27 protein-coding genes are annotated in these 26133 nt (G+C 68.7%); 16 read left to right on the top strand and 11 right to left on the bottom strand.

Translation table 11 applies throughout. The features are described 5' to 3' along the window. Nucleotides 1-57: 57 nt before the first annotated feature. The 6 genes from AC07NG_RS22825 (at nucleotide 58) to AC07NG_RS22800 (ending at nucleotide 6320) form a co-directional block, all read left to right on the top strand. Nucleotides 58-420, top strand: coding sequence for a DUF983 domain-containing protein (locus AC07NG_RS22825; protein WP_110121353.1), 363 nt, complete (start codon nucleotides 58-60; stop codon nucleotides 418-420). Next, nucleotides 413-1120 carry an SURF1 family protein gene (locus AC07NG_RS22820; RefSeq protein WP_494596536.1) on the top strand — a complete coding sequence of 236 codons (708 nt, stop codon included), beginning with the start codon at nucleotides 413-415 and terminating at the stop codon, nucleotides 1118-1120. The genes AC07NG_RS22825 and AC07NG_RS22820 overlap by 8 nt, the downstream gene beginning before the upstream one ends. Beyond that, a complete protein-coding gene (gene thrC / locus AC07NG_RS22815) occupies nucleotides 1120-2517 on the top strand; it encodes a threonine synthase (protein ID WP_494596534.1) in 1398 nt (465 codons plus the stop codon). The genes AC07NG_RS22820 and thrC overlap by 1 nt, the downstream gene beginning before the upstream one ends. A gap of 185 nt (nucleotides 2518-2702) precedes the next feature. Beyond that, nucleotides 2703-3977, top strand: coding sequence for a M16 family metallopeptidase (locus tag AC07NG_RS22810; protein WP_494596533.1), 1275 nt, complete (start codon nucleotides 2703-2705; stop codon nucleotides 3975-3977). Nucleotides 3978-4014: 37 nt separating this feature from the next. After that, on the top strand, nucleotides 4015-4593 hold the full coding sequence (locus AC07NG_RS22805; RefSeq protein WP_494596531.1) for a GNAT family N-acetyltransferase: 579 nt from the start codon (nucleotides 4015-4017) through the stop codon (nucleotides 4591-4593). Nucleotides 4594-4652: 59 nt separating this feature from the next. After that, nucleotides 4653-6320, top strand: a complete 1668-nt coding sequence (locus AC07NG_RS22800) for a putative bifunctional diguanylate cyclase/phosphodiesterase (protein ID WP_487292558.1) — start codon at nucleotides 4653-4655, stop codon at nucleotides 6318-6320. Between the two features lie 203 nt (nucleotides 6321-6523). On the opposite strand, the gene AC07NG_RS22795 is transcribed toward AC07NG_RS22800, so the two are convergent. The 5 genes from AC07NG_RS22795 to AC07NG_RS22775 form a co-directional block, all read right to left on the bottom strand. Further along, entirely contained in the window at nucleotides 6524-7363 is an 840-nt protein-coding gene (locus AC07NG_RS22795) for an SDR family oxidoreductase (protein WP_494596529.1), read from the bottom strand. 106 nt (nucleotides 7364-7469) lie between these two features. Then, nucleotides 7470-8012, bottom strand: a complete 543-nt coding sequence (locus AC07NG_RS22790) for a YkgJ family cysteine cluster protein (protein ID WP_494596527.1) — start codon at nucleotides 8010-8012, stop codon at nucleotides 7470-7472. A gap of 685 nt (nucleotides 8013-8697) precedes the next feature. Next, nucleotides 8698-9051: a VOC family protein gene (locus AC07NG_RS22785; RefSeq protein WP_110121343.1), complete on the bottom strand. Its 354-nt coding sequence runs from the start codon at nucleotides 9049-9051 to the stop codon at nucleotides 8698-8700. Nucleotides 9052-9094: 43 nt separating this feature from the next. Continuing rightward, nucleotides 9095-9754, bottom strand: coding sequence for a class I SAM-dependent methyltransferase (locus AC07NG_RS22780; protein ID WP_494596525.1), 660 nt, complete (start codon nucleotides 9752-9754; stop codon nucleotides 9095-9097). A gap of 143 nt (nucleotides 9755-9897) precedes the next feature. Then, entirely contained in the window at nucleotides 9898-10848 is a 951-nt protein-coding gene (locus tag AC07NG_RS22775) for a fatty acid desaturase family protein (RefSeq protein WP_494596598.1), read from the bottom strand. 74 nt (nucleotides 10849-10922) lie between these two features. Between AC07NG_RS22775 and AC07NG_RS22770 the strand changes: the two genes are divergently transcribed. Next, nucleotides 10923-11264, top strand: a complete 342-nt coding sequence (locus AC07NG_RS22770) for a lysozyme inhibitor LprI family protein (RefSeq protein ID WP_494596523.1) — start codon at nucleotides 10923-10925, stop codon at nucleotides 11262-11264. A gap of 127 nt (nucleotides 11265-11391) precedes the next feature. Here the strand turns inward: AC07NG_RS22770 and ubiA are convergent, their stop codons facing one another. Next, nucleotides 11392-12318, bottom strand: coding sequence for a 4-hydroxybenzoate octaprenyltransferase (ubiA, locus tag AC07NG_RS22765; RefSeq protein WP_494596522.1), 927 nt, complete (start codon nucleotides 12316-12318; stop codon nucleotides 11392-11394). Nucleotides 12319-12490: 172 nt separating this feature from the next. Between ubiA and AC07NG_RS22760 the strand changes: the two genes are divergently transcribed. The 4 genes from AC07NG_RS22760 (at nucleotide 12491) to AC07NG_RS22745 (ending at nucleotide 15833) form a co-directional block, all read left to right on the top strand. Beyond that, complete coding sequence (locus AC07NG_RS22760; RefSeq protein ID WP_494596520.1) at nucleotides 12491-13951, top strand: catalase; 1461 nt, start codon at nucleotides 12491-12493, stop codon at nucleotides 13949-13951. 92 nt (nucleotides 13952-14043) lie between these two features. Then, on the top strand, nucleotides 14044-14301 hold the full coding sequence (locus AC07NG_RS22755; RefSeq protein ID WP_492854330.1) for a hypothetical protein: 258 nt from the start codon (nucleotides 14044-14046) through the stop codon (nucleotides 14299-14301). A 195-nt stretch (nucleotides 14302-14496) separates the two neighbouring features. Next, nucleotides 14497-15306 carry a Fic family protein gene (locus tag AC07NG_RS22750; RefSeq protein WP_494596518.1) on the top strand — a complete coding sequence of 270 codons (810 nt, stop codon included), beginning with the start codon at nucleotides 14497-14499 and terminating at the stop codon, nucleotides 15304-15306. Then, on the top strand, nucleotides 15303-15833 hold the full coding sequence (locus tag AC07NG_RS22745; protein WP_494596517.1) for a DUF6932 family protein: 531 nt from the start codon (nucleotides 15303-15305) through the stop codon (nucleotides 15831-15833). The genes AC07NG_RS22750 and AC07NG_RS22745 overlap by 4 nt, the downstream gene beginning before the upstream one ends. An 8-nt stretch (nucleotides 15834-15841) precedes the next feature. Here the strand turns inward: AC07NG_RS22745 and AC07NG_RS22740 are convergent, their stop codons facing one another. The 4 genes from AC07NG_RS22740 to AC07NG_RS22725 all read right to left on the bottom strand — a co-directional run bounded on the left by AC07NG_RS22740 (nucleotide 15842) and on the right by AC07NG_RS22725 (nucleotide 21690). Further along, complete coding sequence (locus tag AC07NG_RS22740; protein WP_494596515.1) at nucleotides 15842-17965, bottom strand: peptidase domain-containing ABC transporter; 2124 nt, start codon at nucleotides 17963-17965, stop codon at nucleotides 15842-15844. After that, entirely contained in the window at nucleotides 17962-19791 is a 1830-nt protein-coding gene (locus AC07NG_RS22735) for an alpha/beta fold hydrolase (protein WP_494596514.1), read from the bottom strand. The genes AC07NG_RS22740 and AC07NG_RS22735 overlap by 4 nt, the downstream gene beginning before the upstream one ends. A gap of 67 nt (nucleotides 19792-19858) precedes the next feature. After that, nucleotides 19859-20293, bottom strand: coding sequence for a hypothetical protein (locus AC07NG_RS22730; RefSeq protein ID WP_492854335.1), 435 nt, complete (start codon nucleotides 20291-20293; stop codon nucleotides 19859-19861). A gap of 194 nt (nucleotides 20294-20487) precedes the next feature. After that, nucleotides 20488-21690 carry an HlyD family secretion protein gene (locus AC07NG_RS22725; protein WP_492854336.1) on the bottom strand — a complete coding sequence of 401 codons (1203 nt, stop codon included), beginning with the start codon at nucleotides 21688-21690 and terminating at the stop codon, nucleotides 20488-20490. A gap of 206 nt (nucleotides 21691-21896) precedes the next feature. Here AC07NG_RS22725 and AC07NG_RS22720 point away from each other — a divergent pair, with 206 nt between their 5' ends. Both AC07NG_RS22720 and AC07NG_RS22715 read left to right on the top strand, forming a co-directional pair. Beyond that, on the top strand, nucleotides 21897-22769 hold the full coding sequence (locus tag AC07NG_RS22720; protein WP_494596512.1) for a Stf0 family sulfotransferase: 873 nt from the start codon (nucleotides 21897-21899) through the stop codon (nucleotides 22767-22769). Then, nucleotides 22753-23214 carry a hypothetical protein gene (locus tag AC07NG_RS22715; protein ID WP_492854338.1) on the top strand — a complete coding sequence of 154 codons (462 nt, stop codon included), beginning with the start codon at nucleotides 22753-22755 and terminating at the stop codon, nucleotides 23212-23214. The genes AC07NG_RS22720 and AC07NG_RS22715 overlap by 17 nt, the downstream gene beginning before the upstream one ends. Before the next feature lie 78 nt (nucleotides 23215-23292). Here AC07NG_RS22715 and AC07NG_RS22710 read toward each other — a convergent pair whose 3' ends face one another. Further along, nucleotides 23293-24153, bottom strand: a complete 861-nt coding sequence (locus AC07NG_RS22710; RefSeq protein ID WP_494596510.1) for an NAD-dependent epimerase/dehydratase family protein — start codon at nucleotides 24151-24153, stop codon at nucleotides 23293-23295. A gap of 35 nt (nucleotides 24154-24188) precedes the next feature. Here AC07NG_RS22710 and AC07NG_RS22705 point away from each other — a divergent pair, with 35 nt between their 5' ends. From AC07NG_RS22705 to AC07NG_RS22695, 3 genes are read left to right on the top strand one after another with little or no spacing between them, the layout of a single operon-like run. Then, nucleotides 24189-24542 (top strand): MmcQ/YjbR family DNA-binding protein, encoded by a 354-nt coding sequence (locus AC07NG_RS22705; protein ID WP_494596508.1) that lies wholly within the window; start codon nucleotides 24189-24191, stop codon nucleotides 24540-24542. Beyond that, a complete protein-coding gene (locus AC07NG_RS22700) occupies nucleotides 24532-25182 on the top strand; it encodes a Pr6Pr family membrane protein (RefSeq protein WP_494596506.1) in 651 nt (216 codons plus the stop codon). Before AC07NG_RS22705 ends, AC07NG_RS22700 begins: the two co-directional genes overlap by 11 nt. A 22-nt stretch (nucleotides 25183-25204) precedes the next feature. Further along, the gene (locus AC07NG_RS22695) at nucleotides 25205-26038 is read left to right on the top strand and encodes an aldo/keto reductase (protein ID WP_494596504.1); all 834 of its coding nucleotides are present in this window, start codon (nucleotides 25205-25207) and stop codon (nucleotides 26036-26038) included. Nucleotides 26039-26133 lie beyond the last annotated feature (95 nt).

The raw sequence follows: 26133 nt of genomic DNA, 5'->3' as shown, positions 1-26133 counted from the left end.
CCGGAGCGCAGACCAGCGTTCCGGGCCTTTTTCGTTTTCAGCGTCTGCGGGGATCGCATGCCCAAGACCAACCCCTACGCCGCCGGCGCCGCCGGGCGATGCCCCGTCTGCGGCGAGGGCTTCCTGTTCGAGGGCTTCCTCAAGATCGCGCCGCGCTGCGAGGCCTGCGGCTACGACCTTGCCAAGCTCGAGACCGGCGACGGGGCGTCGACCTTCGTCATCCTGATCGCCGGCTTCCTCTGCGCGTTCGGGGCGCTGTTCTCGATGTTCGCCTGGAACTGGCCGGTATGGCTGCTGCTGGTGGTCTGGCTGCCGCTGACGGGCCTGGCGTGCCTGTTCCTGATGCGGCCGGCCAAGGGGCTGATGGTCGCCGCCCAGATCGCCAACAAGGCCTCGCAAGCGGGGCGCGACGATGTCTGAGACCGCTCCGAAGAAGCCCGGCTTCCCGATCGGCCTGACGATCGCCACCCTGATCGCCTTCGCCATCCTCTGCGGCCTGGGGACCTGGCAGGTGAAGCGCCTGGCCTGGAAGGAAGACCTGCTGGCGCGGATCGAGAAGCTGAAGACGGCGCCGGCCCGGCCGCTGGACGAGGTGCTCGATCAAAGCGCGCCCAAGGCGCTGGAGTGGAACCGCGTCACCGTCACCTGCAAGTGGCAGGAGACACCCCGCAAGGAGCAGCCGCGCTATGCCTTGCGCGACGGCCAGATCGCCTGGCGGGCGATGGCCTTCTGTCAGTCGACCGGCAACCCCGATCACGTCGTGGCGATCGACCGGGGATACATAGAGGCGGCCGCTGGGTCGCTCTCCACACCGGACTATGAAGGACCCCAACCCGAACAGGTCACGGGGATCCTGCGTTTCGCGCCGACGGTCGAGCAGACGGAGACGCAGACCGACAACGGGCAGCGGGTGAGCTCAATCATCGTGACCCCGCATCCGAAGCCCGCGCTGATGGTGGTCGCCGAAAAGGAGGCGCCCGCCGTCCCTGGCGTCACGCCCGCGCCGTTGCCGGCAGAAATTTCCAACCGGCACCTGGAATACGCGCTTACGTGGTTTGGTCTTGCCGTCACCCTGCTCTTTATCTATGCCGCCATGCTCTGGCGGAGGATGAGGCCCTGATGCGTTACGTCTCGACCCGGGGCGAGTCCCCCTCGATCGGTTTCCTGGACGCGGTGCTGGCCGGCCTGGCCCCCGACGGCGGCCTGTACGTGCCCGAGACCTGGCCGACCTTCACGCCCGAAGAGATCGCCGCCTTCGCCGGCAAGACCTACGCCCAGGTGGCCGCCGCCGTGCTGGGCCGCTTCGTCGGCGACGACATCCCGGCCGACGACCTGCAGACCATGTGCGACGAGGCCTATGCCAGCTTCACCCACGCGGCGGTGACGCCGCTGAAGCAGCTGGCCGCCAACCGCTACCTGCTGGAGCTGTTCCACGGTCCGACCCTGGCCTTCAAGGACGTTGCGATGCAGCTCCTGGGCCGGCTCTACGACTACGTGCTGTCGCGCCAGTCGCGGACCATGACCATCATCTGCGCCACCTCGGGCGACACCGGCGGCGCGGCCGTCGAGGCCTTCCGCGGCCGCAGCAACGCCCGCATCGTCGCGCTCTTCCCGGAAGGCCGGATCAGCGAGGTCCAGCGCCGGTTCATGACCACGGCGGCCGACGCCAACGTGTCGTGCGTGTCGGTGCAGGGCTCGTTCGACGACTGCCAGGCCATCGTCAAGCAGGCCTTCCAGGACGACCAGTTCCGCCACGCGGTGGACCTGTCGGGCGTCAACTCGATCAACTGGGCGCGGATCGCGGCCCAGAGCGTCTATTACTTCACCGCCGCCGTCAGCCTGGGCGCGCCTGCCCGCGAGATCGCCTTCGTCGTGCCGACGGGGAATTTCGGCGACGCCTACGCCGCCTTCGTCGCCAAGCAGCTGGGCCTGCCGATCGCCAAGGTCGTGGCCGCCACCAACAGCAACGACATTCTCGCGCGCGCCTTCGAGGACGGCCGCTATTCGCGCGGCGCCGTGGCCGCCACCCAGAGCCCGGCCATGGACATCCAGGTCGCCTCCAACTTCGAGCGCCTCTATTTCGAGGCCGTGCGCCGTGACGGCATCGAGACCGGCCGGGCCTTCCGTGGCTTCGCCACCACCGGCGTGCTCGACATCCCGCCCAGCGCTCACACGATGATGCGCGAGCTGTTCGTCGGGGCCTCGGTCAGCGAGGCCGACACCGCCAAGACCATGCTGGCCACGCTGAACGAGACCGGCGAGGTCGTCGATCCGCACACCGCCGTCGGCCTGGCCGCCGCCGCCCGCCTGCGCCTCGAAGACCCCACGACCCCGGTCGTGGTGCTGTCGACCGCCCACCCCGCCAAGTTCCCCGAAGCCGTGCTGGCCGCCACCGGCGTCGTCCAGGGCGTGCCGCGCGGCGCGCCCGACCTGTCGGCCAAGCCCGAACGCTTCGACCGCCTGCCGGCCGATCCGGCGGCCGTGAAGGCCCACGTGCGGGCGTTCGCGGGGAAGTGACTTGAGAGAACCTCCCCCTGTGGGGGAGGCGATCGCGCAAGCGATCGGTGGGGGGAGCGGGCGATTGACGGCTTCGCAAAGCGGAAGCTGAAAACGTCCCCCCTCCGGCCTTCGGCCGCCTCCCCCACAGGGGGAGGTTCCCGGATCTGTGGCTTTCGGGCGCTTACGCGTCTACACGGAGGGAAATGACCCTTCCGACCCTCCACACCCTGCCCAATGGCGTCCGCGTCGTCTGCGATCCGATGCCGGGACTCGAGACCCTGGCGCTTTCCGTCGTCGCCGGGCGCGGGGCGGCCTATGAGGATCCGGCGCGGTCGGGCTGGTCGCACCTGCTCGAGCACATGGTGTTCAAGGGCGCGGGCGGGCGCAGCGCGCGCGACATCGTCGAGGTGGTCGAGGCCCAGGGCGGCCAGATCAACGCCGCCACCGGCTATGAGCGCACCAGCTTCCAGATCCGCGCCCTCAAGGGCGGTCTGCCGCTGGGCGTCGAGGTGATCGCCGACCTCGTGCGCCGGCCCACGCTCGACGCCGCCGATCTGGCCCGCGAGAAGCAGGTGGTCGCCCAGGAGATCGCCGAGGCCGCCGACGCGCCTGACGACTACGTCTTCGACCTGCTGCAGAAGGGCGCCTGGGGCGACCATCCGGTCGGCCGGCCGATCCTGGGCACGGTCGACACGGTCGAGGCCGCCACGCCGGAAGCTCTGTCGGACTGGCGCGCCAGCCTCTACGCCGCCGACCGGCTGGTGGTCAGCGCCACCGGCGCGGTGGAAGAAGCCGAGCTGCTGGACCTGGCGCGGAAGGCCTTCGGCGACCTGCCGGCCACGCCCGGCGCGCCTGTGCCCGAGCCCGCCCCCTTCGTCGGTGCATCCTTCGCCGAGACCCGCAAGCTGGAGCAGGCGCATCTCGTTCTGATGCTGCCGGCCGCCGGTTCGCGCGACGACGACTATTTCGCCCTGCGGGTCTTCGCCGAGGCCCTGGGCGGGGGCATGTCGTCGCGCCTGTTCCAGGAGGCCCGCGAGAAGCGCGGTCTGGCCTACAACATCGACGCCTATGCCGACACCTATGCCGACATCGGGGCGCTTGGCATCTACGCCGGCTGCGCGGCCAAGGACGCAGGCCAGACCGCCCAGGTCTGCGCCGAGCAGCTGCTGGCCCTGGTCGAGCGCATCGACGAGGCCGAGCTCGCCCGCTGCAAGGCCCAGCTGAAGGCGCACATGTTCATGGCCCGCGAGCAGCCGCTCGCCCGCGCCGAGCAGGCCGCCGGCCAGGCCCTGACCTTCGACCGATTGTTCTCGCCCGCCGAACTGGCGGCCGGGGTCGACGCGGTCGGCGCGGCCGACATCGCCCGCCTTGGCGGGCGGATTCTGGCGCCCGCCAAGGCCGCCACGGCGGTGCTGGGGGCCAAGGGCGCGCTGGGCGCCGGGGAAATCTTCCGGCGGACGTTGTTCGGCGGACAATAAGCCGCAATTGTGCGGCCCTGCTGTTCGAGACCCGTCCTTGTCCGCCATTCTCCGTCTTCTCCGCATCGACCAGGGCCCGCGCATCGAGGGCGATCGGGTCTATCTGCGCCTGCCGCGCCTGGGCGATCACAAGCCGTGGGCGGAGCTGCGCGGCGGCTCGCGCGCCTTCCTGACGCCGTGGGAGCCGACCTGGCCGGCCGACGACCTGACACGGGCCGCCTTCCGCCAGCGGCTGGCCGCCTACGCCCGCGAACTCGAACTGGGAGAAGCCCTTCCGTTCTTCGTGTTCCGCAAGTCGGACGACGCCATCGTCGGCGGTGTGCGCCTGTTCAACATCCGCCGGGGCGTGGCCCAGACCGGGGTGGTCGGCTACTGGGCCGGCGAGGCGCATGCGGGGCAGGGCTACACCACCGAGGCCGTGCGGGCGGTGATCGATTTCGCCTTCGGTCCGCTGGGCCTTCACCGGCTGGAAGCGGCCTGCATGCCGCATAACGCGCGCTCGGCCGGCCTGCTCACGAGATGCGGGTTTTCCGAGGAGGGATATGCGCGCGCTTATCTTAAAATTAACGGCGAGTGGCGAGATCATCGTCTGTTCGGGTTGATTGCTCCGTCGTGAGTTTCGCCCCGGACCGCACGCCGTCCATCCATGGGGGATCGGGCGGCGCGGGAACGGGCATGTCTTTCAAGGTAGCCGAGCGTAGGATCTGGGACGCGACGACCACGCTGGAAGCGTTGGGCGCCGCGGAGGTCGCGCTGTGGCACTGGGACCCCGAGACCGACCGGCTGCGCATCAACGGCGCGGCCCGGGCCCTGGGCCTCTCGCCCCTGGCTCCCGAATGCGCCTCGGCCGCCTTCCGCGCCCTGGCTTTGCCGCAGGACCGCGCCCAGGCCGAAGAACTGCTGCGGGTGCGCGAGGCCGGCTCCGAGATCGTCGTGCGCATGCGCATGCGCGGCGGCGAGACCTGCATCTGGCGCGGCGTCTGGCTGGAAGAGGGCCTGCGCGCCGCCGGCGTCATCGCCCCGGAAGTGAAATTCGCCGCCTCGGGCAAGGACGACCTCACGGGGCTCCTCGACCGCCGCAGCTTCATCGCTCGCGCCCGCGAGCGCCTGACCCATACCGGCGTGCATGAACTGGTGGTCGCCGACCTCGACCGCCTGCGCCGCCTGAACGAGGCCCTGGGCCACGAGCGCGCCGACCTCGTCCTGGCCGCTCTCGGCTCGCGCCTGGCCGCCGCCTTTCCCGAGGGCTCGATCCTGGGCCGCATCGGCGAGGACGAGTTCGCCGTGCTGTGCGAGCCGCACGGCTACGAGCCGGCCGAGCTGCTGCGCTCGGCGCTGGAACAGCCGCTGCGCATCGCCGGCTTTGACATCCACCCGACCCTGACCATCGGCGCGGTTTCGGCCGAGGGCGGCGAGGACGCGCCGGAGGCCGCCGAGCTGGTCCGCCGGGCCGAGCTGGCCGTCGAGGCCGCCGCCGCCAACGGGCGCGGCTCCGCCGCCGCCTACGGCCGCTCGATGGAGACCGACGGCCTGTCGCGCCTGGCGCTGGAAGCCGACCTGCGCGGCGCCATCGGCCGCGGCGAGATCATCCCCTATTTCCAGCCGGTCGTGCGCCTGTCGACCGGCGCCCTGTCGGGCTTCGAGGCCCTGGCGCGCTGGATCCACCCGCGTCGCGGCCTGCTGCCGCCCGACGAGTTCCTGCCGCTGATCGAAGAAATGGGCCTGATGGCCGAGCTCGGCGAGCACATGATGCGCAGCGCCGGCAAGCAACTGGCCGCCTGGCGTCACACCCACCCGGCCGTCGGCGCCCTGACCGTCAGCGTCAACCTGTCGACCGGCGAGATCGACCGTCCGGGCCTGGTGCACGACGTGGCCCAGGTGCTGCGCGAGAACGGCCTGCCGCGCGGCGCGCTGAAGCTGGAAGTCACCGAAAGCGACATCATGCGCGATCCCGAGCGGGCCGCGGTGATCCTGCGCAGCCTGCGCGAGGCGGGGGCTGGCCTGGCGCTGGACGACTTCGGCACCGGCTTCTCGTCGCTGTCGTACCTGACGCGCCTGCCGTTCGACACGCTGAAGATCGACCGCTACTTCGTGCGAACCATGGGCGGCAACGCCGGCTCGGCCAAGATCGTCCGCTCGGTGGTGAAGCTGGGCCAGGATCTCGACCTGGAAGTCGTCGCCGAGGGCGTCGAGAACGCCGAGATGGCCCACGCGCTGCAGAAGCTGGGCTGCGACTACGGCCAGGGCTTCGGCTATGCGCCGGCCCTGTCGCCGCAGGAGGCCGAGGTCTATCTCAACGAGGCCTATGTCGACGGCGCCGCGCCGGTGAAGGCGCGGGGCTGAGGCTCCGCACCTCCGCCCACTAACTTCCCGTCATTCCCGCCCTTGTGGCGGGAACCCCTCTGTCAGCCGCAAGGGCGGATGGGGCGGCGTGCTGAGCACGCCGCTTGTGTCTCAGGTGTCAGCGGAACCAGGGTTTCCCGCCACAAGGGCGGGAATGACGGGAGAAAAGGGAAGGGCCGTTGCGCCTGTATCCCTGCAGCCCCTCACCCCTTGGCTAAGTCCCCGTAGAGCCAAGCGGCCGTCACTCCGCCGTCCATCAGGATGTCGCTGCCGGTGATGAAGCCGCCGTCGGGGCCCATCAGCAGGGCGCCCACCGCCCCGACCTCGTCGGGCGTTCCGGCGCGCCCCGCCGCCGATCCCTCGATCATCCGGCGGTAGCCTGCGCCGCGCGGGCCGGTGAGTTCGTCGCGGGCCAGGGGCGTCATGACGATGCCCGGGCTGATGGCGTTGATCCGTGCTCCACGCGCGCCCCAGCGCACGGCCTGGGCGGCCACCCGCAGGGAATTGCCGCGCTTGGAGAGCTGGTAGGCGTTCAGCGGATCGGTGACCACTTCCGGAGCCAGGAAGGGCAGGGCCAGCAGCGCTTCGGTCGGGGTGGTCGCCAGGGCGTGGCTCTGCTCTTCGGGCAGCGGCGGCAGGCGGTGGCCCGACTGCGAGGCGATGACGACGCCCGATCCGCCCCTGGCGATCACCTCGCCGAACAGGTCGAGCACCAGCGCCGTCCCGTAAAGATCGACCCTGAGGATCACGCTTGCCGGCGCCTGGCTGGGCGAGACGCCGGCGGCGTGGATCAGGCCGGTGACCGCGCCCAGGGCCGTGGCGGTCGCGACCAGGGCCTGGACGCTTTCTCGCGAGGCGACGTCGACCACGGCGACGTGGGTCTCGTAGCCGGCGTCGGCCAGCACCTCGGCGGCGGCCTGGGCGTTCTCGCGCTTCATGTCGGCCAGCAGCACGCGCTTGCCGACGCTTACACGTCGAGCGATCGCCTGGCCGATCTGGCCGGCCCCGATGACCACGATGACGTCGCGCTCGGCTTTGCTCATGGGAGCCTCTCCTTGGTTCAGGAGGCTCAGATAGCGCCCTTCAGGCGGCGGGATTAGCCACGGGCTCGTCCACGGCCTGCTGAGCCCGCTTCAGCAGTCCGGGCGCTCAGCCCTCGGCGTCGCTCAGCACCATGGCGAAGGGGACCTGCGCGCCGTCGCGGTTCACATAGCCGCTGACCAGCTTGTGGCCGGGGTTCAGCACGCCCAGCTCGACGTCCTCGGTGGGGAAGACCACGGTGCGGCGGTCGCCGACGCAGACCACCAGCTCGTAGCCGTCATAGGCCCGTTGCGACATGGCCTTGATGCGGCGGTAATAGGGCTCGCGCTTCCAGGCCGCCGGCTTGCCGGGATCGACCACCACGTTCAGCCGCTTGCCGTCGCGGTCGGAATACATGAGGAAGCCGGCCTTGTCGGGCCGCCAGGTCTCGTCGAGTTTTTCCGAGGTCAGCCACAGGCAGTGGAAGCTGCGGCAGGCGCCCGGACGGGTCTCGTAGGAGCCGCAGCCGCCGCCCTTCTTGAAGTGGCCGCACCAGACGCCGTCGGGCTTGTTCAGCTCGTCGATGGCCAGCACCTTGCAGCACATGCCGCAGGAGCCGCAGGCCTTGCCTGGGGCGGGGCCCGGAACCGGCGAAAGCGCGACGTCGCTCATTGGGGGCTCCCGCGAAGGGCTTGGCGGCCATGTCGCGGACGATGCCGAGGTCGACATCGCCGTCGGCGCGGATCTCGAAGGCGCGCGGGCCGACCAGCACGTTGAGGGTCAGGCCGCCGGCCGCGCCGCGCCGGGCCCAGTCGCGAAAGGTGGCGTGGTAGGGGGCCTTGCGCCAGGCCTGGGGCTGGGCCGGATCGACCTCGACGATCAGCCGTCGGCCGCCGTCTTCCCGGTGCAGGACGAAGCGGGCGCGGTCGGGCCGCCAGTCGTCGCCCAGGCCCTCGGCGTTCAGCCAGTAGCAGGAGAAGTCGGCGCAGGCCGTGGGACGGTCGGCATAGATCGCGCAGCCGGCGCCCTTGCGGAAGTGGCCGCACCAGGCGTGCGGCGCCTTGCCGATGGCCTCGACGCCCATCAGCTTGCAGCACATCCCGCAGTCGCCGCAGCTCCGCTGGCCCACCTGGATTCCCCAATCGTCAGGGTGCGGAACTTAGCCAGGGTTTGTGACGGTTTTTCAGGTTCCCTCTCCCCTTGCGGGAGAGGGTGGCCCCGCGGAGCGGGGTCGGGTGAGGGGTCTCTCAGAACTGAAAGCTGCGTGGGGCCGGCCAGGCCGGGTGAGGGGTCTCCCATCTGAGAGACCCCTCATCCGTCGGCTTCGCCGCCACCTTCTCCCGCAAGGGGAGAAGGATCACTCGAATCCCGTCGCGCTCCACACGGCCAGTTCGTTCCCCGCCGGATCCAGGAAGTGGAACCGCCGGCCGCCGGGGAATTCGAAGATCGGCTTCACGACCACGCCGCCGGCGGCCGTGACCTTGGCTTCCATGGCCTCCAGATCGACGGCGTAGAGCACCACCAGCGGCTTGGCCGGTTCCTCGGTGACGTCGCCGACGAAGCCGCCGTCGGCGCCCTGGCCCTCGAAGGCCGCGTAGTCGGGGCCGTAGTCGGTGAAGGTCCAGCCGAAGGCGGCCGAATAGAAGGCCTTGGTGGCCGGCAGCTCGCCGCCCGCCCACTCGATATAGTCGATCTTGCCGTCCTCGCGCATGGGCGGGTCTCCACTGATGTTCTGCAAATGTTCTAGTTTGGCGTCAGGGCAGAGTCCAGACGCTGGTGCGCTTGACGGCCAGGTCTTCCAGCTCGCGGGTGGTGGGCACCTGGTATTCGGCCAGCTTCACCAGGCCCTCCTTGGGGAAGTAGGTGCGGCCCGGATCGCCGACCAGCACCGCCGCCCCGGCCGCGCGGCCCTGGGCCAGCCAGGCCATGACCGCCTTGGCCATCGGGCCCTCGTAGCAGATGTCGCCGGCCAGCAGCACGTCGGCGGCCGGCGGCGGGGCGTCCAGCAGGTTGACGTCGGTGAAGCCGATCTCGACCCCGTTGGCCTGCGCGTTCATCGCCACGGCGGCCTCGCAGAACACGTCGATATCGGCCGCCAGTACGCTCTTCGCGCCCGCCTTCATGGCCGCGACGGCGACGATGCCCGAGCCGGTGGCGAAGTCGATCACGTGCTTGCCGCGCACGATCTCGGGGTGGTCCAGCACGTAGCGCGCCAGGGCCTGGCCGCCCGCCCAGGCGAAGGCCCAGAACGGCGGCGGCAGGCCGATCTCTTCCAGGGCTTCCTCGGTCAACTTCCAGATCGGCGTGATTTCGTCGGCCAGGTGCAACAGGAGTTCAGGCGCATGCGGCGTGGGCAGCAGGCGGGTGTTGTCGGCGATGAAGGCCCGACGGCCTTCCAGGGTCTGGACGATCATGGGCGGGTTATAGGCGTTTCGCGCTCACGCGAGACCCCCTCAGTCGCTCCGCGACAGCTCCCCCAGAGGGGGAGCATCTTGATGGCGGGGCGTCGCTAGATCCTCCCCCTCTGGGGGAGGTGGCCCGGAGGGCCGGAGGGGGCTTAGGCCGCCACCTTGCTCGACGCCGCCTTCAGCACCGTCAGATAGCCCGGCGCGTTCAGCATGCCCTCGGTCAGCCCCTTCTCCCGCAGCAGTCGATGCGCCCGGGGCAGGTTCCAGCAGGGCACGTGCATGAAGAGGTGGTGCTCGGCGTGGAAGTTGACGTGGTAGGGCGCGACCAGGGCGCGCTCGAGCCAGTTGGCCTTCGTCGTGCGGGCGTGGCGGAAGGGGTCGGGCTCGTCCTTGGCGACCAGGGCGTGCTCGGCGATGTTGCGCAGGCGGGTGACCAGCGGGAACCAGGTGGCCATCGGCACGATCCACAGCGCCAGCCACGCCCACCACAGGCCGGCGGCGCTGAGCGCGACCAGCATGGCCAGGTTGATCAGCAGGAACCGCTTCTGGCCCGCCGCCGCGCGGGCGAAGATCGCGCCCGGGGCCTGGCCGTGTCCACGCTTCTTCAGGCCGGAGATGATCGGCCCGAACCGCTGCTTGAAGAAGGTCTGGCCCGTCAGGTCGCGGACGATCTTGCGGCGCAGGGACGCCCGCGTGGTCGGGAACGGGGCCGACAAAACGAGATCCGGGTCCTCGGCCTGCTGGGCGAACTTGTGGTGGGTCAGGTGGTAGGGGCGGTAGGCGTTCAGCGACGCCCCCAGCGGCGCCGCGCACAGCCACTCGCCCAGCCAGTCGTTGACCTTGAGGTTCGGGTGCAGCCCGCCATGAGCAGCTTCGTGCATCAGGATCGCCAGGCCCAACTGCCGGGCGCCGATCAGCATGACGGCGACGATGTAGGTCAGCGGGTTGGGCCAGATCACGAAGACGGCCCCGGTCAGCAGGATCACGCCCCAGGCGTGGGCGACCATGGCGATCCCGCGCCAGGACGAGCGGCGCGACAGGCGGGCCCAGTCCTCCGACGAGAACAACTCCTGCGGCTTGATGCGAGCGGCGACGGCCATGGAACGGATCATCGCACATTCAGGTTCCAGCCGACAGAATGCCGTTAGGTCAGGTCCTTTTCCGGAGGTTTTTCATGCGCTTGCCTGTTGTCGTCGCCCTTGTTTCGCTTGGCCTCGCGGGGGCTGCTCACGCCGCCAGCTTCGACTGCGCCAAGGCCAGGCGGCCCGACGAGCGGGCGATCTGCGCCGACCGCGGCCTGGACAACAAGGACGTGCGGATGGCCGTGCTCTACGACATCAACAAGCGCACCATGGGCATGGGCGCGCGCGGGGCGCTGATGGACAGCCAGCAGGCCTGGCTGAACGAGCGGGCGGGCTGCAAGGCCAACCGGGCCTGCCTGGCGCGGGCTTATGACCGGCGGCTGGGCGAGTTGGAGCGGTCGATGGAGCGGATCTACCGCGCTGGGCCGTTCTGACCGGGGAAGCCCCCTCCGGCCCTCCGGGCCACCTCCCCCAGAGGGGGAGGATTTAGTAGCGCCGAGCCAAGGAGATGCTCCCCCTCTGGGGGAGCTGTCGCGGAGCGACTGAGGGGGTCTTGCGGCCTCAGAACCCCGCCGGCGTCCACGCTCCCGCCACCAGCGCCAGCACCAGGATCGCGCCGGCCTGGGCGTTGGACTTGAAGAGCTTCAGCGCGCCCGGCCCGTCGTCGAGCTTCACGGCCACGGCCTGGCGCGACAGGTGCAGGCCGTAGAGGCCCAGCAGCGGCAGGAACAGCGGTCCCAGACCGCCGGCCCAGGCGGCCGCCAGTGCCAGCACGAAGGCCAGGACGTAGAAGATCGCCACGCCCTGGCGGACCTTGGAGCCCAGCCGGCGGGTCGATGACTTCACCCCGGCCAGGGCGTCGTCCTCGATGTCCTGGATGGCGTAGATGGTGTCGTAGCCGAGGGTCCAGAAGATGCCCGAGGCGTAGAGCAGGGCGGCAGACCAGCTCAGCGAATGGGTGGCGGCGGCGTAGCCCAGCAGGGCGCCCCAGTTGAAGGTCAGGCCCAGCCACGCCTGCGGCCACCAGGTGATCCGCTTCATGAACGGATAGCCGGCCACCAGCAGCAGCGAGGCCACGCCCAGGCCGATCGCCAGCCAGCCCAGGCAGATCAGGATGAGGAAGCTGGTCAGGCTGCATCCCACCAGGAACAGCCAGGCCTGCTTGACGGTGATCAGGCCGGCCGGGATCGGGCGCAGGGCCGTGCGGGCCACCTGGGCGTCGAAGTCGCGGTCGACGATGTCGTTGAAGGCGCAGCCGGCCGCCCGCATCAGGGCCGCCCCGACGAAGAAGGCGATCAGCAGCCAGGGATTGGGCAGCTGGCCCTTCTCGGCCGCGGCCAGGGCGATGCCCTGCCAGCCGGGCAGCATCAGCAGCCAGATGCCGGCCGGACGGTCGAACCGTCCCAGCTTCAGCCAGGGGCGCAAGGCGGCCGGGGCGTAGCGGTCGACCCAGTTGGCGGCGGCGGCGTCGGGCAGGATGGCGGTCATGGCCCTGGATTAGACCGCCGGACGCTCCGGGTCGAGGCGTGGCCGTTCAAGACCCGCCCTATGGTCCTCCCTAGAGTCTGATAGATCGAGCCGATGCTGTCGGCAAAAACGATCAATTGGATTTATCGGACGCCGCCTGGGACAGTGGCGCTACGAGATGACGAGGGCCGAGATGACCAAGATCACCATGACGACGAGCGCCGGGGCGCCGATCGCGGACAACCAGAACAGCCTGTCGGCCGGCCCGCGCGGGCCCCTGCTGATGCAGGACTATCAGCTGATGGAAAAGCTGGCCCACCAGAACCGCGAGCGGGTGCCCGAGCGCGCCGTCCACGCCAAGGGCTCGGCCGCCTATGGCGTGCTGAAGATCACCCACGACATCAGCGGCTGGACCAAGGCCGCCGCCCTGCAACCGGGCGCGGAGAGCGAAGTGCTGCTGCGCTTCTCGACCGTGGCCGGCGAGCGCGGCGCGGCCGACGCCGAGCGCGACGTGCGCGGCTTCGCCCTGAAGGTCTACACCGAGCAGGGCAACTGGGACCTGGTGGGCAACAACACCCCGGTGTTCTTCCTGCGCGATCCGCTGAAGTTCCCCGACTTCATCCGCACCCAGAAGCGCCACCCGGTGTCGAACCTGCGCTCGCCGACGGCGATGTGGGACTTCTGGAGCCTGTCGCCGGAAAGCCTGCACCAGGTGACGACCCTGTTCTCGGACCGGGGCCTGCCGCAGAGCTATCGCCACGTCCACGGCTTCGGCAGCCACACCTACAGCTTCATCAACGCCGCCAATGAGCGCGTGTGGGTGAAGTTCCACTTCAAGACCCAGCAGGGCATCAAGAACTGGACCAATGCCGAGGGTAACGCGGTCATCGCCAACGACCGCGAGAGCGCCCAGCGCGACCTGTTCGAGTCGATCGAGAAGGGCGATTTCCCGCGCTGGACCTTCTACGTGCAGATCATGACCGAGGCCCAGGCCGCGAGCTTCCGCTGGAACCCGTTCGACCTGACCAAGGTCTGGCCGCACGCGGACTATCCGTTGATCGAGGTCGGGGTGCTGGAGCTGAACCGTAATCCGGACAACTACCACGCCGAGGTGGAGCAGAGCTCGTTCTCGCCGTCCAACATCGTGCCGGGCATCGGCTTCTCGCCCGACAAGATGCTGCAGGCGCGGATCTTCGCCTACGCCGACGCGCATAGGTACCGGATCGGCACGCACTACGAGGCGCTGCCGGTGAACCGTCCGCGCTGCCCGGTGCACCACTACCACGCCGACGGCGCCATGCGGTTCGACAGCCCGCCGCGCACCGAGGCCTGGTACGAGCCCAACAGCTTCGGCGGTCCGGTCGAGGATCCGTCGGTCGCCGAGCCGCCGCTGCCGATCCACGGCGACGCCGATCGCTACAGCCACCGCGACGGCAATGACGACTACACCCAGCCGGGGGATCTCTTCCGGCTGATGAGCCCCGACCAGCAGCGCCAGCTGTTCGACAACATCGCTGCGGCCATGCACGGCGTGCCGGTCGAGATCCAGAAGCGCCAGTTGGTGCACTTCCATCGCGCCGATCCGGCCTACGGGGCCGGCGTCGCCTACCGACTGGGGATCTCCGCCGACGAGATCGCCATCGCCGCCGAATAGCCTGGAAAGGACTGTTCGGCGGCCCGAGGAGGACCGCCATACCGCCCAGCCCCCGGCGGTCCTCCTCGACCCCATCAGAAAGGAGCACGACCATGACCCGTCCTGATCGCATCACCGCCCGCGCCGCCGGCTGGAGCCTGCTGGCCCTCGGCCTCGCCGCCGGCGTCGTCGCGCCGCATCCGGCGACCACGGCGCTGTGGTCGGCCGCCGCCCGGGCGTTCCGCCGGGCGGGGGACGAGGTCATGGTCGCGCGCCTGCTGTCGGCGACGAAGTTCGGGCCGCGTATCCGCCGCGGGCTCGCCCAGCCGATGGCGGGGACGCTGTATTACGGTCGGGCGGGGCTGGCTTAGGCCGGTCCGCCTCCACGGCGGACGGCTCACCCTTGGCCGCGGTCCCGCGTGGCGGTTCTCGGGCGTGTGGATGCGGGAGCGGGAAATCTTTCGAAACTCGACGAGGCGGGGGCGGCGCGGCAGTCTCGCGTCAAGCCAAGTGCTGACGGGTCCGGCATCCAGAAGCGCTCAAGGCGAAATCGAGAGCAGAGGCCGATGCGCTCGCCCATCGTCAATTCCGAAGTGCGCGTGAGCGAGGCCAACGACGCGGTGGCCGCGCTCGCTCGCCGGCTGGCCGACCTTCCCCCGCCCGGTGGCGATGGCTCGCGCGAGCGCGCCCTGGCGGTCTGGTTGCCGCCGCCCTGGCGGCAACGCATCCGGGACAACACCCGCGACCCGCTTTCCCCCTTCCTCACTGGCGAGGAACGCTCGCTTTCCACCTTCCTGGATCGCCGTCCGCTGGATCCCGTAGGGCGCACGCTCTGCGCCAACGCCGCCTTTCCGATGACGATCGACCGGCTGCGACGGATCGCCGGCGGGTGCGTCGGCCGACGAGGACAGCAGATCCGGGCAAGCCAGCATCGAACCCAACCGGACAAGGATGGGCGCGCGGTGGATTTCATTGCGCCGGAGGAGGTGAAGCCGGCCTTGGAGCGCATTTGCGCGCGTTGGGACGCCTTGTCGGATGAGACGCAAGAGGCGGCGGTCGCCTCGGCGGTGTGGATCCTGGTGGCCGTGCTGAACACCCACGCCTTTCCGAACGGCAACGGTCGGCTGGCGCGCGTGCTGTTCAGCGGCGCGCTGGCCCGCGCCGGCGCGTGCCGCCATGGCTACATCCCGCTTGGCCCGCTGATCTACGCGACCCAAGGCAATTTCGAGGTCAGCGTGCGCCGCGCCGAATTGCACGATGATTGGGGCTCGATCGTGCGGACGGTCGATCGAATGATCACGGACTATGGAGCCCTGCTGCCCGACTTCGAACAGCATCTGGCGACGCTCGCGCCCCGGACCGGTGATCCCACGTGAACGACAATCGGAGCGCCGCGGTGGCGCTGGGCTTTCCAGTCTACGTGGCCGCCGAGGCCGAAAGTTTCCCGGGCAATTCCAGTCCCTACGTATTCGAGCGCGACGATCTCTTCCGGCAGTTCGGGGGCGACGCGGTCCGCCTCGAACTGCTCAGGAGGCTGGAGGGCTTTCTGTTGCGGCTGGAGGCGCGCGGAGTCATCGCCGATGCGGTGTTGATCGGCGGCGGCTTTGTCCGGCGCATCCCCGACCCGCCCAGCGATCTCGATGGACTCGTGCTCTATCGTCTGGCGGACGAGGCGCCCGCCGCGGCGATCCAGGTTCTGACGGACGCGCGTCGGCAGGCCCGGCGAAAGGGGCTGGACCTGCGATTCTGCGCCGTCGACGCCGATGCGGTGACCATGACGCGGTCCATCGCTTTCTTCACCATGCTCTACGCCAAGGCGGCGGGCAGCCTGGAACTGCGCAACGGGCTGCTGCTGTACGACCGGCGGAGCGACCAGGGCGCTCGGGTGTTCAACGAGGCTTGAAGCCGCGCCTAGGCCTCGATCGATTGCGGGGCCGCGGGAGAGATGGGCGGGGTCCGCCGGATGGCGAACTCGGCTCCGGTGCCCACGAAGGCGCCCCGCTCGAGGTCGAAGACGCGATCGGCCGTTCGGATGGTCTCGATCCGGTGCGCTATGACGACCCGCGTCGTCTTCAGCCCCTTGAGGCTGCGGTTCACGTGACCTTCGCGACGGACGTCAAGGTGAGAGGTCGCCTCGTCCAGGAAGAGCAGCGACGGCTGCTTGTACAGCGCCCGGGCGATCAGCAGGCGTTGCTTCTGGCCGCCCGACAGCGCCCCGCCCATGTCGCCGACGAAGGTCTCGATCTGCATGGGCATGGCCGTGATCTCCTCGCGCAGGCCCGCAGCCTCCAAGGCGTCCCAGATGCGGTCGTGGTCGATGGTCTCGTCGAAGAACGCGACGTTCTCGGCGATCGTCCCCGATAGCAGTTCGTCATCCTGCAAGACCACGCCGCAGGTCGAGCGGAACGCCCGCGGTCCCCAGGCCGAGACGCTCTTGCCGTCGACCCGGACCTCGCCGGCCGACGGCGTATAGAGCCCGCACATGATCTTCAGCAGCGTGCTCTTGCCCGACCCGGACCGGCCGACGATGGCGACGTACTCGCCCGCCTCGATAGTGAAGTTCAGGTTCTTGAAGATGTAGCCGTCCTGGGTGGAGTAGCGGAAGGCCAGGTTCTCCACCTCGATGCGACCCTGGAAGCGGATATCGCTGGTCTCGACGCGATCGATGCCTTCCTCGCGCGGCGTCAGTACGATGTCGGCCAGGCGGAAGGAGTAGATGTCGGTCAGCCGCACCTGGATCACCTGCTCGATGACGTTGGTGACCGCCGACGAGAACTGCGAGCGATAGGACAGGAAGGCGTAGAGAACGCCCACGGTCATCTGCTTCTCGATGATCTCGTGCACGCCGATGAACACGACGGAGGTCGCTGTGAGGACCTCCAGCACCTGGAACGCGGCCTTGATCGCCGCCTGGGTGCGGTTGTTGATGAAGTCGCGCCGGACGTAGTTCGAGAACTTGTTGGCCCATTGGGCCTCCTGCTCGTTTTCCGCCCCCATCACCTTGATGGTCTGGATCGCCTTGATCGTCTCGATCCGCTTGCTGTTCTCGGCGATCTGGGCCCCGAGGGTCTCGGCGCTCATCCGCATCGACAGCGGCAGGGTGGACAGCCGCAGGATCGCGTACAGCGCCACGCCCGCCGCGACCACGGTCGCCAGCCGCCACGAGACGTAGAACATCAGGCACAGCGTGGTGATCGCCAGCAGGCCGTCGATCAGGGCGGTGATCAGGGCGCCCGACAGCAGGTCGCGAATGGGTTTGACGGAGTCGAAGCGCGAGATGGTGTCGGCCAGGCGTCGCCGCTGGAACCAGCCCAGCGGCAGCCGCACCAGGTGCCGAAACAGCCTGAGGCTCATGTTCCAGGACAGGGTGGCGCCGATCTGCTGTATCGCGAAGCTGCGCAGCACCGAGGCGCCGGCGTTGAACAGGCCGAACAGGCCGAAGCCGATCGCCAGGGTCGTCAGCATCTGCAGGTCGCCGCGCAGCGCCGCCTGATCGACCGCCAGCTGGATGTAGAAGGGGCTGGCCACGATGTAGGCCTGCATCATCAGCGACAGCAGCAGCACCTGGCCCAGGCCCGCCATCATCTGCGGTTCGAAGCTCACCCACGACCAGATGGTCAGGGGGCTGCGCTCCTTGCGGCGGCGGAACTGTTCGGAGCGGTGAATCTCCAGGGCGACGCCGGAGAACAGCCGGCCGGCTTCCTCCAGGCTGAAGGTCAACCGTCCCTTCGCGGGATCGTGGACGACGACGCTGTTCTTGCGCACCCGATCGAGCACGACGAAATGGTTCATCCGCCAGTGCAGTATGGCCGGCAGCTTCAGTCCGGCCAGCTCGTCGAGTTCGCAGCGCACGGCCCTGGCTTCGAGATTCAGCGCTCCGGCGATGTCCGCCATCTGCTTGAAGGACAAGCCGCGCGACGAGCCGCCGTACTTGCGGCGCAGCTCCGCCACGTCGAGGTCGGCGCCCAGGCGCGACGAGGCGTAGGCCAGGCAGATCAGGCCGCACTCGGCGTTTTCGGTCTGATGGTATTTCACCGCGGGGGTTCCGATGCTTGCTGCGGCGGCGCGCCGCCCAGTTCCCGGGCCAGGAGCAGGATGACCGAGTGCTGTCGTCCTCCGATGACCAGGAGCGGGTTTTCCATGTGGTCGTAGGGGTGCTCGACGAACCTGGCCTGGCTCGGCCCGCACAGGCGGTAGTCCTCGCGCGGATGGACCGTGGCGTCGTCGCGGCCGACGATGATCGTCGTCGGCGCCTTGAGCGGGCAGGCGGTCAGGCCGGCGAAGAAGCGGTTTTCCCGCTCCATCGTGCCACGCCCCCAGCCCTGCTCGTTGATCGCCTTCCAGATCGGCTCTTCGCGCATGTCGACCGAGCCGCTGGGCGCGTCGAGGACGCGGCGGTCCAGCCGCGCCAGGAAGGCCGCGCTGAAGTGGCGATAGAACAGCCCGCCGAAGCTGTTTGCGTAGAGCGAAACCTTCTGGTCGTCGCGATAGGTCGCGGCGACATAGGCCTCGATGGTCGCCGCGTCGCGGTCGATCGAAGTCGGCCCTTCGAGCAGCAGGCGGTTGGACAGGTCGAAGGTGTAGCTCGAACCGCCATAGTGGACGACATCCACGTTCAGGCCGCTGTCGAGAAAGGTCAGGATGCGGTCGGGCAGTCCGGCGGCGAGGTTCACGTAGCGCGACGGGCCGCCGTAGAGGAACAGCGCCGTGGCGGTCGCGCCGGGCCGCCGATAGCGGTCGACGAACAGGAAACTCCCGGGTCCGCCGATCCGCACCACGTCGTGCTGCGCCGGCGCGCCGCCGCCACAGTCGATCTCGCGGCGAACCCCGTCGCGGACATAGAGGTGGCGGTAGGTCGCGCCGCGGCCGGCCGTGGTCTCGGCGAGCAGGGGGCCGGTGCTGATGACGAAGGCGGCGGAACGGTTGTTGACGCTGATCCCGGAAACGTCGGCCAGGGATGATGCGGCCAGGCTGGCCCTGAGCGGGCCCAGCGTAGCCGACGCGACGCCTTTGAGTTCCGCGCCCTCGGCGCTCCAATAGCCGTAGTAGCCGGCGGGGTCGTCGCCCAGGACCAGGGCGGCGCGCGAGCGCCCCTTGGTCAGGTCACGCGGCGCTCCCTGCCCGATCCTCAGCACCCCGCCCTGGGCCAGAACCACGACGTCGTCGCCGTCGAAGCGGAAATCCAGGTTGCGCGTGCGCTCCTCGAAGGCATGGCCGTTCGGCCACAGGGCGCGTTCCTGGCCGCCGCGGCCGTACATGACCGAGAAGTCCCCGTCGCGACGATAGAGATAGACGAACGACTTTCCGGAGATCCGTCCGTACAGGTTGCGGATATTGTAGGTCTGTTTCGACTGCCGCGAGGCGGCGAGGTCGAGCCGCGCCTGCACCGACTTCCAGTAGTCGCCGCCGTCTCGCCCGTCGGGCGGCGAGACGTCGATGGCGTCCAGGACGTCCTGGTCGGTGGGCAGTGGAAATTGCGCGACCTGGGCGGGCGCCAGGCCTTTCGACGCCTGCTGGGCGTCGATCTCGTACACCGTGTTGCCGCTGGTGGCCCGACCGCTCTGCGAAACCCCGGCGCCATAGGCGAAGAGGCGCCTGTCGTCGGCGTCGAATTGGATGTCGCCGCGGGCCAGGGGCGCCGGATTCCAGACCTCGGTGACGTCGCAATCGGCCGCTGGCGAGGCCAGGCAATCGGCGCGGGCCACCAGGATGCGCGAGGGCTTGCGGGCGAAGACATAGGTTCCGCCCGGCGATATCTCCAGGCGTTCGGCCTTGCAGAAGTCCTGAAGAGTCTCCGCAAGCGAAGGCGCATGCAGGATCGTCGCCAACACGGCGCCGAGGAAAATACCGTTACGCGACATCCGCTGCTCCGGTGTGACCTTGCGCGCTTGCGCGCGCAAGGTCGGTTTTACGCTTACTGATCGGGTCTTACGGCTTCAGGTCGGCGATGACCTGATCGCCGGTGCCGTTGGCGTCCCAGTCGGCCGAGACGATGCCGGTATCCGAGTTGTAGAGGATGCCGGTGTCGATCACGCCGTCGCCGTCGCGGTCGGCATACAGATTGCCGCTGTCGCTTTCGTAGATGGTCACGTCGTCGACCTTACCGAGGGTGTCCATCTTGTTGGTGTCGACGCTCTCGTTGTCGTAGCCGCCGGCGATCTTCAAGAAGAGCTCGTTGGCGTCGACCCCGACGGCGTTCCAGTCGATATCGCTGAGCGCCTTGGCGATCGCGGCGGCCGCCTCGGCGAGTTCGGCGGCCTCGGAAGCGCCGGAGCCGCCGCCGCCGCCACCGCCGCCGCTGTCGATCGTGTCGATGTAGGTGTAGGAGGTGTACCAGCTCGTGGTGCCGGAGCCGGGGGTCACGACGATCGAGGAAACCTCGTTCGAAGAATCGTAACCGCCGCAGATAACTTCAAGTTCTGCTTTCGTAAGACTACGCATATTTGCCCCTTTTGAGATAAACTTAAGCGTACAACTTGATGGTTCTGGTTGATGCTGAGTTTTTATTGCTTGGCTGGCGTTCTCCCGGGCTGTGGAATGAATGCTGAACGGCGGGATCAGAGCGCTGAGCGCTCTCGCGTCGCCGCGATGGGGTCGAGAAGCCATTCCAGCAGCGACTTCTCGGACAGCACGAGATCGGCGGTCAGCCGCATCCCCGGCGTCAGCGGCCAGTCCTTGCCGTAGGCGCGCAGGCTGCTGCGCTCTAGGCGGGCCGTGATCTTGTACATCTGCTCCTTCGTCTCGATCGGGACGGGGAGGTCGCCGGGCATGATCGGGGCGCGCGAGATTTCCGAGACCCGGGCCCAGACCACGCCGAAGGTCTGGTAGGGAAAGGCGTCGAACATCAGTCGCACCTTGTCGCCGGGCCGGACGAAACCGACGGCGCGCGAGGGCGCCCACAGGGTCACTTCCAGGTCGCCGCCGCTGTCCGGCGCCAGCAGGGCCAGGGGCGCGCCGGCTTCCACCGCGTCGCCAGCCCTAACCTGGAGGTTGGTGATGCGACCGGCCTTGGGGGCCACGATCCGCACGCCCCTGGCGGCCTCGTCCTGCAGGCGCTTCTCGGTGAGTTGAGCCTGGGCCAGGTTCAGGTTCGCCAGGGCCTCTTCCCGCGAATAGAGCAGGTTGGCCCGCTGCGCCTTGCCCTGGGCGATCTGGCTCGAAGCCTCGCTGATCGAGCGGTCGAGGTCGGTCAGGCCTTGCCGGGCCGAAAGCAGGGAGTCCTCGCGCTGGCGCAGGACCACCGACGACATCAGGTTCTGCGCGGCCAGGGCCTGGGAGGCGGTCACGGTCTTCTCGAGCAGGACGATCCGGTCCAGCTGGATCCGGCGCTGCTCGCGATAGGCGCCGACCGCCTGGGTCAGGCTGTCGGTCTTGGCGTCGAGTTCGGCGATCGCCGCGCTCACCTGGCCGCTCCTGGCCTGGCCCTGCATGCGGCTGGCTTCCAGCTGGTCGCGGCCGACCGCCTCCATCCGGCCGCCCAGTCTGGCGCCGTTTTCCAGGACCGTGTCGTAGGACAGCATGAAGAGGGTCTGGCCGGCGCCGACCTGGCTGCCGCTGGGCGTCAGCACCGTCCGCACCACGCCGGCCTTGGGGGCGAAGATCCGCGCGACCCCCGCCGAAGGCGTGACCTCGCCGAGCGCCGTCTCGGTCTTGGCGTAGCGCGCCAGGCAGAGGAACGCGACGGCGACGCTCAGGGTCGCGGCCATGAAGAGCGTGAGGGCCCAGCCCGCCACGCCGGTCATCTCGACGGGGCGCCCCATGCGGGAGCGGGCCGACTCCACGGCCGAAGTGCGAAAAAGTTCAACGCTCACTGACATCGCAACACCTACTCGTGCTTGTGAAGGCAGCACGCTGCAGCGCAGGTTTGCAAATAGAATTTTAGATCAAAAAAGTTCTGTATAATTCAAATTTGAAAAACTAAAGCATAAAATAGAAGATTGACAGTCGCATTAAGTGAATATCTGAGTTGCTCACCTCGAAACGCTATCGCTATTCGGCAGCATTTTGGGATCTGCGGCGTCTATTTTTGCAGTTTTGTAAAAAGGGTGAGGTGTTGCTTAACGTAGATCAACTGTATCGGCGGGAGCACGACCTCCCCGTCGTTCCTGGAGGCGCGCGTCAGACCTACATGGTCGCCTCCGTTCCGCGAAGCGGAAGCACCTATTTCGTTCTGAGGCTTTGGGCGGCCGGCGCATTCGGCGCGCCGCTCGAATACCTGAACATGAACACCAACCGGCCGGTCTTCAATCGGCTGCCGCACAATACTCTGGATGAATATTGGCTGGCGCTTCAGAGGATCAGAAGCGGCGGCAATGGCGTCTTCGGCTACAAGATGTTCATCCCGAATTACCGGGAAGTATCAGATCGAGAGGACGCTTTCCTCCAGCGGATAGCGCCCGATCACGTGCTCTACTTCACGCGCGAGAACAAGGCGGCGCAGGCCGTCTCCTATGCGCGGGCCATCCAGACCAAGCGCTGGTTCGCCATCGCCAAGGAGATCAACGAGCCGACCTACGACTATGCGCTCATTCGCCGGCAGGAGCTCTCCGTCGCCAAGCAGGAGGCGGCCTGGGAGAAGATCTTCGCCCTCACCGAAACCGCGCCCTTGCGCATCGGATACGGCGAGGTGCTGGACGACGAGGAGGGGGTCCTCGACCGGATCGCCGCCTTCATGGGGGTTGAATACGACCGGAGCCGGCGGGTCGAGATCGGCCGTCTGGATCGTCAGTCCGACAGCCTCAACGACGAATGGATCGAGAGATACGTCGCGGACAAGAAGGAACGCGGCGACGACCAAATTCCCAATGCACGGAGCGTGGAACATGCGGAATCTGTCTAAGGAAGAAGTCGCTCTGGTGACCGGAGGCTACGACAGCGAGGTCGTCTCCACCATTTCGCCGACGACGTTCTACACGACGACCTCGTATCCGATCTCGACCCCCTATACCTACAGCGCCGGACCGGGAGGCTCGTCCCCGGCCAACGACCTGCAGACGATCGCCGATGCGCTGGCGGCCCTGCCCCAGAACGGCGCCGCCGTGAACGCCGCCGAAGCTTCCCTTGCCGCGAACGGCCTCTACAACGGCCTGACCACGGCGAACGCGTCGCTGACCGCCGTCGCCGTCAGCGGCGGCGCGGTCGTCTACGCCGACGACAACGGCGCCCTCTATGGCGACCGCGACGGCGACGGGGCGGTCGATACCGGCATCCTGGTCGCAGACGGCGTCGCCTCGCTCGACCTGAACTGCGATGGCGTGGCCGACCAGGCGCTGACCTCGCTCTGAGGTCTGCCAATCAAATACGAGGGGGCGCAACATCCGCTCGCGCCCCCTCGACGACCCCTTCCCGCAAGGGGACAGGGATCAGAAGCGGGGATGAAAATCCCTCGGCGCCCAACCGAAATCTCTCACCGCATCGGCGGCGTCGAAGGTCAGGTCCTGGCTCATCCGCGCGCCCATGGCCGCCGTCGCGCCGGGGAAGAACGGCCGGGCCAGGGTCAGCAGCAAGCTGAACAGCCACGGCGGCAAGGGCGCGATCAGCGGCCTGCGGCCGAGGCCCTCGTAGATCCGGCGGACCATGCCGCGATAGGCCAGGGTCTCTCCGCCGACCAGGGCGTAGGCCCGGCCGGCCGCCGCCGGGGCGGTCGCCGCCGCGATGGCGCCGGCCGCCAGGTCGTCGGCATGGACCGGCTGGCGCAGGCCCTCGCCCGAACCCGACAGCGGCAGCACCTTGAAGCGGCGGATCAGGCCGGCCAGGCGGCTGACGTTGCCGTCGCGGCCCTCGGCGTAGATTAGGGTCGGGCGCAGGATGGTCCAGGCCACGCCATGTTCCGAACAGAAGGCCTCGACGGCGGCTTCCGCGTCGGCCAGGGCCTTGGCCACGGCGCGCTCGGCGGGCTCGGGCGAGGCCTCCTTGGTGAAGCGGCTGGTCGAGGAGAAGGCGACGAGACGTGTCATGCCGCGGGCCTTCAGCAGCGGCAGCACGTCGGGCAGCAGCCAGACCGGCGACAGGGCGAAGACGGTGGCCGCGCCGGGCAGCTGTTCGGCCAGGTCGTCGGCGCGCAGGTCGGCGTCGATCCAGCAGGCGTCGCCTCCGGGAGGACGCCGCGACAGGCCCATGGGCTCGTGGCCGGCGGCCTGCAGCCGCGCCATCAGGAAGGTCCCGATCAGGCTGGTGGCGCCCAGCACCAAGATCGGCGTCTTCAGAGTGTTTTCCGCGCTCATACTGCATCTATAGTCGCGGTACGGGAGCTTCGCCCATGGCCATGACGTATGAAGAGGTCCGCGCCTTCGCCTTTTCCCTGCCGCTGGTCGCGGACGGGACGTCCTATGGCTATGCCTGCCTCAAGGCGAACGGCAAGTTCCTGACGAGGCTGAAGGAGGACGGCGATACGCTCGTCCTGACCGGCGTGCCGTTCGACGAGCGCGAGATGCTGATCGAGGCCGCGCCCGAGGTCTTCTATTTCACCGACCACTACCGCAACTATCCGATGGTGCTGGCCCGGCTGTCGGCGGTGGAGCCGGGGACGGTGAAGCGCATTCTCGAACGGCAATGGCGCGCCAGCGTCCCCAAGAAGGTGAGCAAGGCCCATGACGAGCCCAATGGCCAATAGGGCTGAGCGCGCCTGGCGCCTGGTCGCGGCGGCGATCGTCTGGTTCGGCGTCGTGCTGCAATACGGCCTGACGATCGAGGGCCGGGACCTCGGGGTCCAGACGGTGAAGTTCTTCAGCTACTTCACCGTGCTCAGCAACATCCTGGTCGGGACGGCGCTGGTCGCCTCGGCCCTAGCCCCGGAAAGCCGCCTCGGCGTCTGGGCGCGGCGGGCGGGCACGCGGGTGGCGGTCGGCGTCTATATCGGCGTGACGGCGCTGGTTTATCACGTGCTGCTGGCCGGTCTGTGGGATCCGAAGGGCTGGCAGCTGCTGGCCGACACCCTGCTGCACACGGTGACGCCGCTGCTGTTCCTGGTCGACCTGCTGGTCCTGCCGCCGCGCGAGGCCGCCCGCTGGGGCCAGGCCTGGAAGGCGCTCGCTTTGCCGTTCGCCTTCGGGGTCTGGACCCTGATCCACGGGGCGCTGTCGGGCTGGTACCCCTATCCGTTCCTCAACGTCGCCAAGCGGGGTTATCCGTCGGTGCTGATGACGATGGTGGTGATGGCGGCGGGGTTCTTCGCCCTGACCCTGGTGCTCACTGGCGTGCAGCATCTGCAACTACGGCTGGCGAAGCGGGACCGGGCGCCTATATCCGCCTGAGCGTTTTCCCAGGAGTTTCCCCATGGCCCAGCCTACCGTTCGCTCCGGCGACATCGACATCCCGGCCATCGGCCTGGGCACCTACCAGCTGGAGAACGGCCTGGCCCAGACCGTGACCGAGAAGGCGCTGGAGGTCGGCTATCGCCATGTCGACACCGCCCAGATCTACGGCAACGAGCAGGACGTCGGCGCGGCCCTTGCGGCCACGGGCGTGCCGCGGAGCGAGATCTTCGTCACCACCAAGGTGTGGATCGACAAGTTCACCGACGGCGACCTGCAGCGCTCGGTCGACGAGAGCCTGAAGAAGCTGCGGGTCGATCAGGTGGACCTCTTGCTGCTGCACTGGCCCAAGCCCAAGCCGGCGCTGTCGGAGACCATTGCGGCGCTGAACGCCGTGAAGGCCGACGGCCGCACGCGGGGCATCGGCCTGTCGAACTTCCCGTCGGCGCTCTGGGAAGAGGCGGCGGCCCTGTCGGAGGCCCCGCTGGCCACCAACCAGGTCGAGTACCACCCCTACCTGTCGCAGAAGACCCTGCGCGCCACGGCTGAGAAGCTGGGCGCCTCGATCACCGCCTGGTCGCCGCTGGCCCAGGGCAAGGTCGGCGACGACCCGGTGCTGAAGGCGATCGGCGCCAAGTACGGCAAGACGCCGGGGCAGGTGACCCTGCGCTGGCAGGTGCAGCAGGGCGTGGTGACCATTCCGCGCACCAAGAACCCGGCGCGGCTGGCGGAGAACTTCGCGATCTTCGATTTTACGCTGACGGATGAAGAGATGGCGCAGGTGTTTGCGCTGGCCCGTCCGGACGGCCGCATCGGCGACTGGATCGACGCGGCGTTCCGCTGGGATGTCGACTAGTTTCTAAAGATGCTCCCCCTTTGGGGGAGCTGTCGCGGAGCGACTGAGGGGGCCTTACGCGCCGCGTCTGCCCCCTCCGGCCCTCTGGGCCACCT

The sequence above is a fragment of the Caulobacter sp. GW821-FHT10C03 genome, from assembly GCF_059415485.1.
Note: the sequence above shows the minus strand (reverse complement) of the source record. Positions and strands in the feature narration are given on the sequence as shown.

Bases quoted from the DNA above. Each gene is read 5' to 3' on its own strand.
- AC07NG_RS22735 (WP_494596514.1), bottom strand. From the start codon at position 19,791: ATGTCGCGTAACGGTATTTTCCTCGGCGCCGTGTTGGCGACGATCCTG.
- AC07NG_RS22820 (WP_494596536.1), top strand. From the start codon at position 413: ATGTCTGAGACCGCTCCGAAGAAGCCCGGCTTCCCGATCGGCCTGACG.
- AC07NG_RS22810 (WP_494596533.1), top strand. From the start codon at position 2,703: ATGACCCTTCCGACCCTCCACACCCTGCCCAATGGCGTCCGCGTCGTC.
- AC07NG_RS22770 (WP_494596523.1), top strand. From the start codon at position 10,923: ATGCGCTTGCCTGTTGTCGTCGCCCTTGTTTCGCTTGGCCTCGCGGGG.
- AC07NG_RS22780 (WP_494596525.1), bottom strand. From the start codon at position 9,754: ATGATCGTCCAGACCCTGGAAGGCCGTCGGGCCTTCATCGCCGACAAC.
- AC07NG_RS22775 (WP_494596598.1), bottom strand. From the start codon at position 10,848: ATGGCCGTCGCCGCTCGCATCAAGCCGCAGGAGTTGTTCTCGTCGGAG.
- AC07NG_RS22785 (WP_110121343.1), bottom strand. From the start codon at position 9,051: ATGCGCGAGGACGGCAAGATCGACTATATCGAGTGGGCGGGCGGCGAG.
- AC07NG_RS22725 (WP_492854336.1), bottom strand. From the start codon at position 21,690: ATGGGGCGCCCCGTCGAGATGACCGGCGTGGCGGGCTGGGCCCTCACG.
- AC07NG_RS22760 (WP_494596520.1), top strand. From the start codon at position 12,491: ATGACCAAGATCACCATGACGACGAGCGCCGGGGCGCCGATCGCGGAC.
- AC07NG_RS22700 (WP_494596506.1), top strand. From the start codon at position 24,532: ATGGCCAATAGGGCTGAGCGCGCCTGGCGCCTGGTCGCGGCGGCGATC.
- AC07NG_RS22715 (WP_492854338.1), top strand. From the start codon at position 22,753: ATGCGGAATCTGTCTAAGGAAGAAGTCGCTCTGGTGACCGGAGGCTAC.
- AC07NG_RS22755 (WP_492854330.1), top strand. From the start codon at position 14,044: ATGACCCGTCCTGATCGCATCACCGCCCGCGCCGCCGGCTGGAGCCTG.
- AC07NG_RS22790 (WP_494596527.1), bottom strand. From the start codon at position 8,012: ATGAGCGACGTCGCGCTTTCGCCGGTTCCGGGCCCCGCCCCAGGCAAG.
- ubiA (WP_494596522.1), bottom strand. From the start codon at position 12,318: ATGACCGCCATCCTGCCCGACGCCGCCGCCGCCAACTGGGTCGACCGC.
- AC07NG_RS22800 (WP_487292558.1), top strand. From the start codon at position 4,653: ATGTCTTTCAAGGTAGCCGAGCGTAGGATCTGGGACGCGACGACCACG.
- AC07NG_RS22825 (WP_110121353.1), top strand. From the start codon at position 58: ATGCCCAAGACCAACCCCTACGCCGCCGGCGCCGCCGGGCGATGCCCC.
- thrC (WP_494596534.1), top strand. From the start codon at position 1,120: ATGCGTTACGTCTCGACCCGGGGCGAGTCCCCCTCGATCGGTTTCCTG.
- AC07NG_RS22695 (WP_494596504.1), top strand. From the start codon at position 25,205: ATGGCCCAGCCTACCGTTCGCTCCGGCGACATCGACATCCCGGCCATC.
- AC07NG_RS22705 (WP_494596508.1), top strand. From the start codon at position 24,189: ATGGCCATGACGTATGAAGAGGTCCGCGCCTTCGCCTTTTCCCTGCCG.
- AC07NG_RS22710 (WP_494596510.1), bottom strand. From the start codon at position 24,153: ATGAGCGCGGAAAACACTCTGAAGACGCCGATCTTGGTGCTGGGCGCC.
- AC07NG_RS22750 (WP_494596518.1), top strand. From the start codon at position 14,497: ATGCGCTCGCCCATCGTCAATTCCGAAGTGCGCGTGAGCGAGGCCAAC.
- AC07NG_RS22795 (WP_494596529.1), bottom strand. From the start codon at position 7,363: ATGAGCAAAGCCGAGCGCGACGTCATCGTGGTCATCGGGGCCGGCCAG.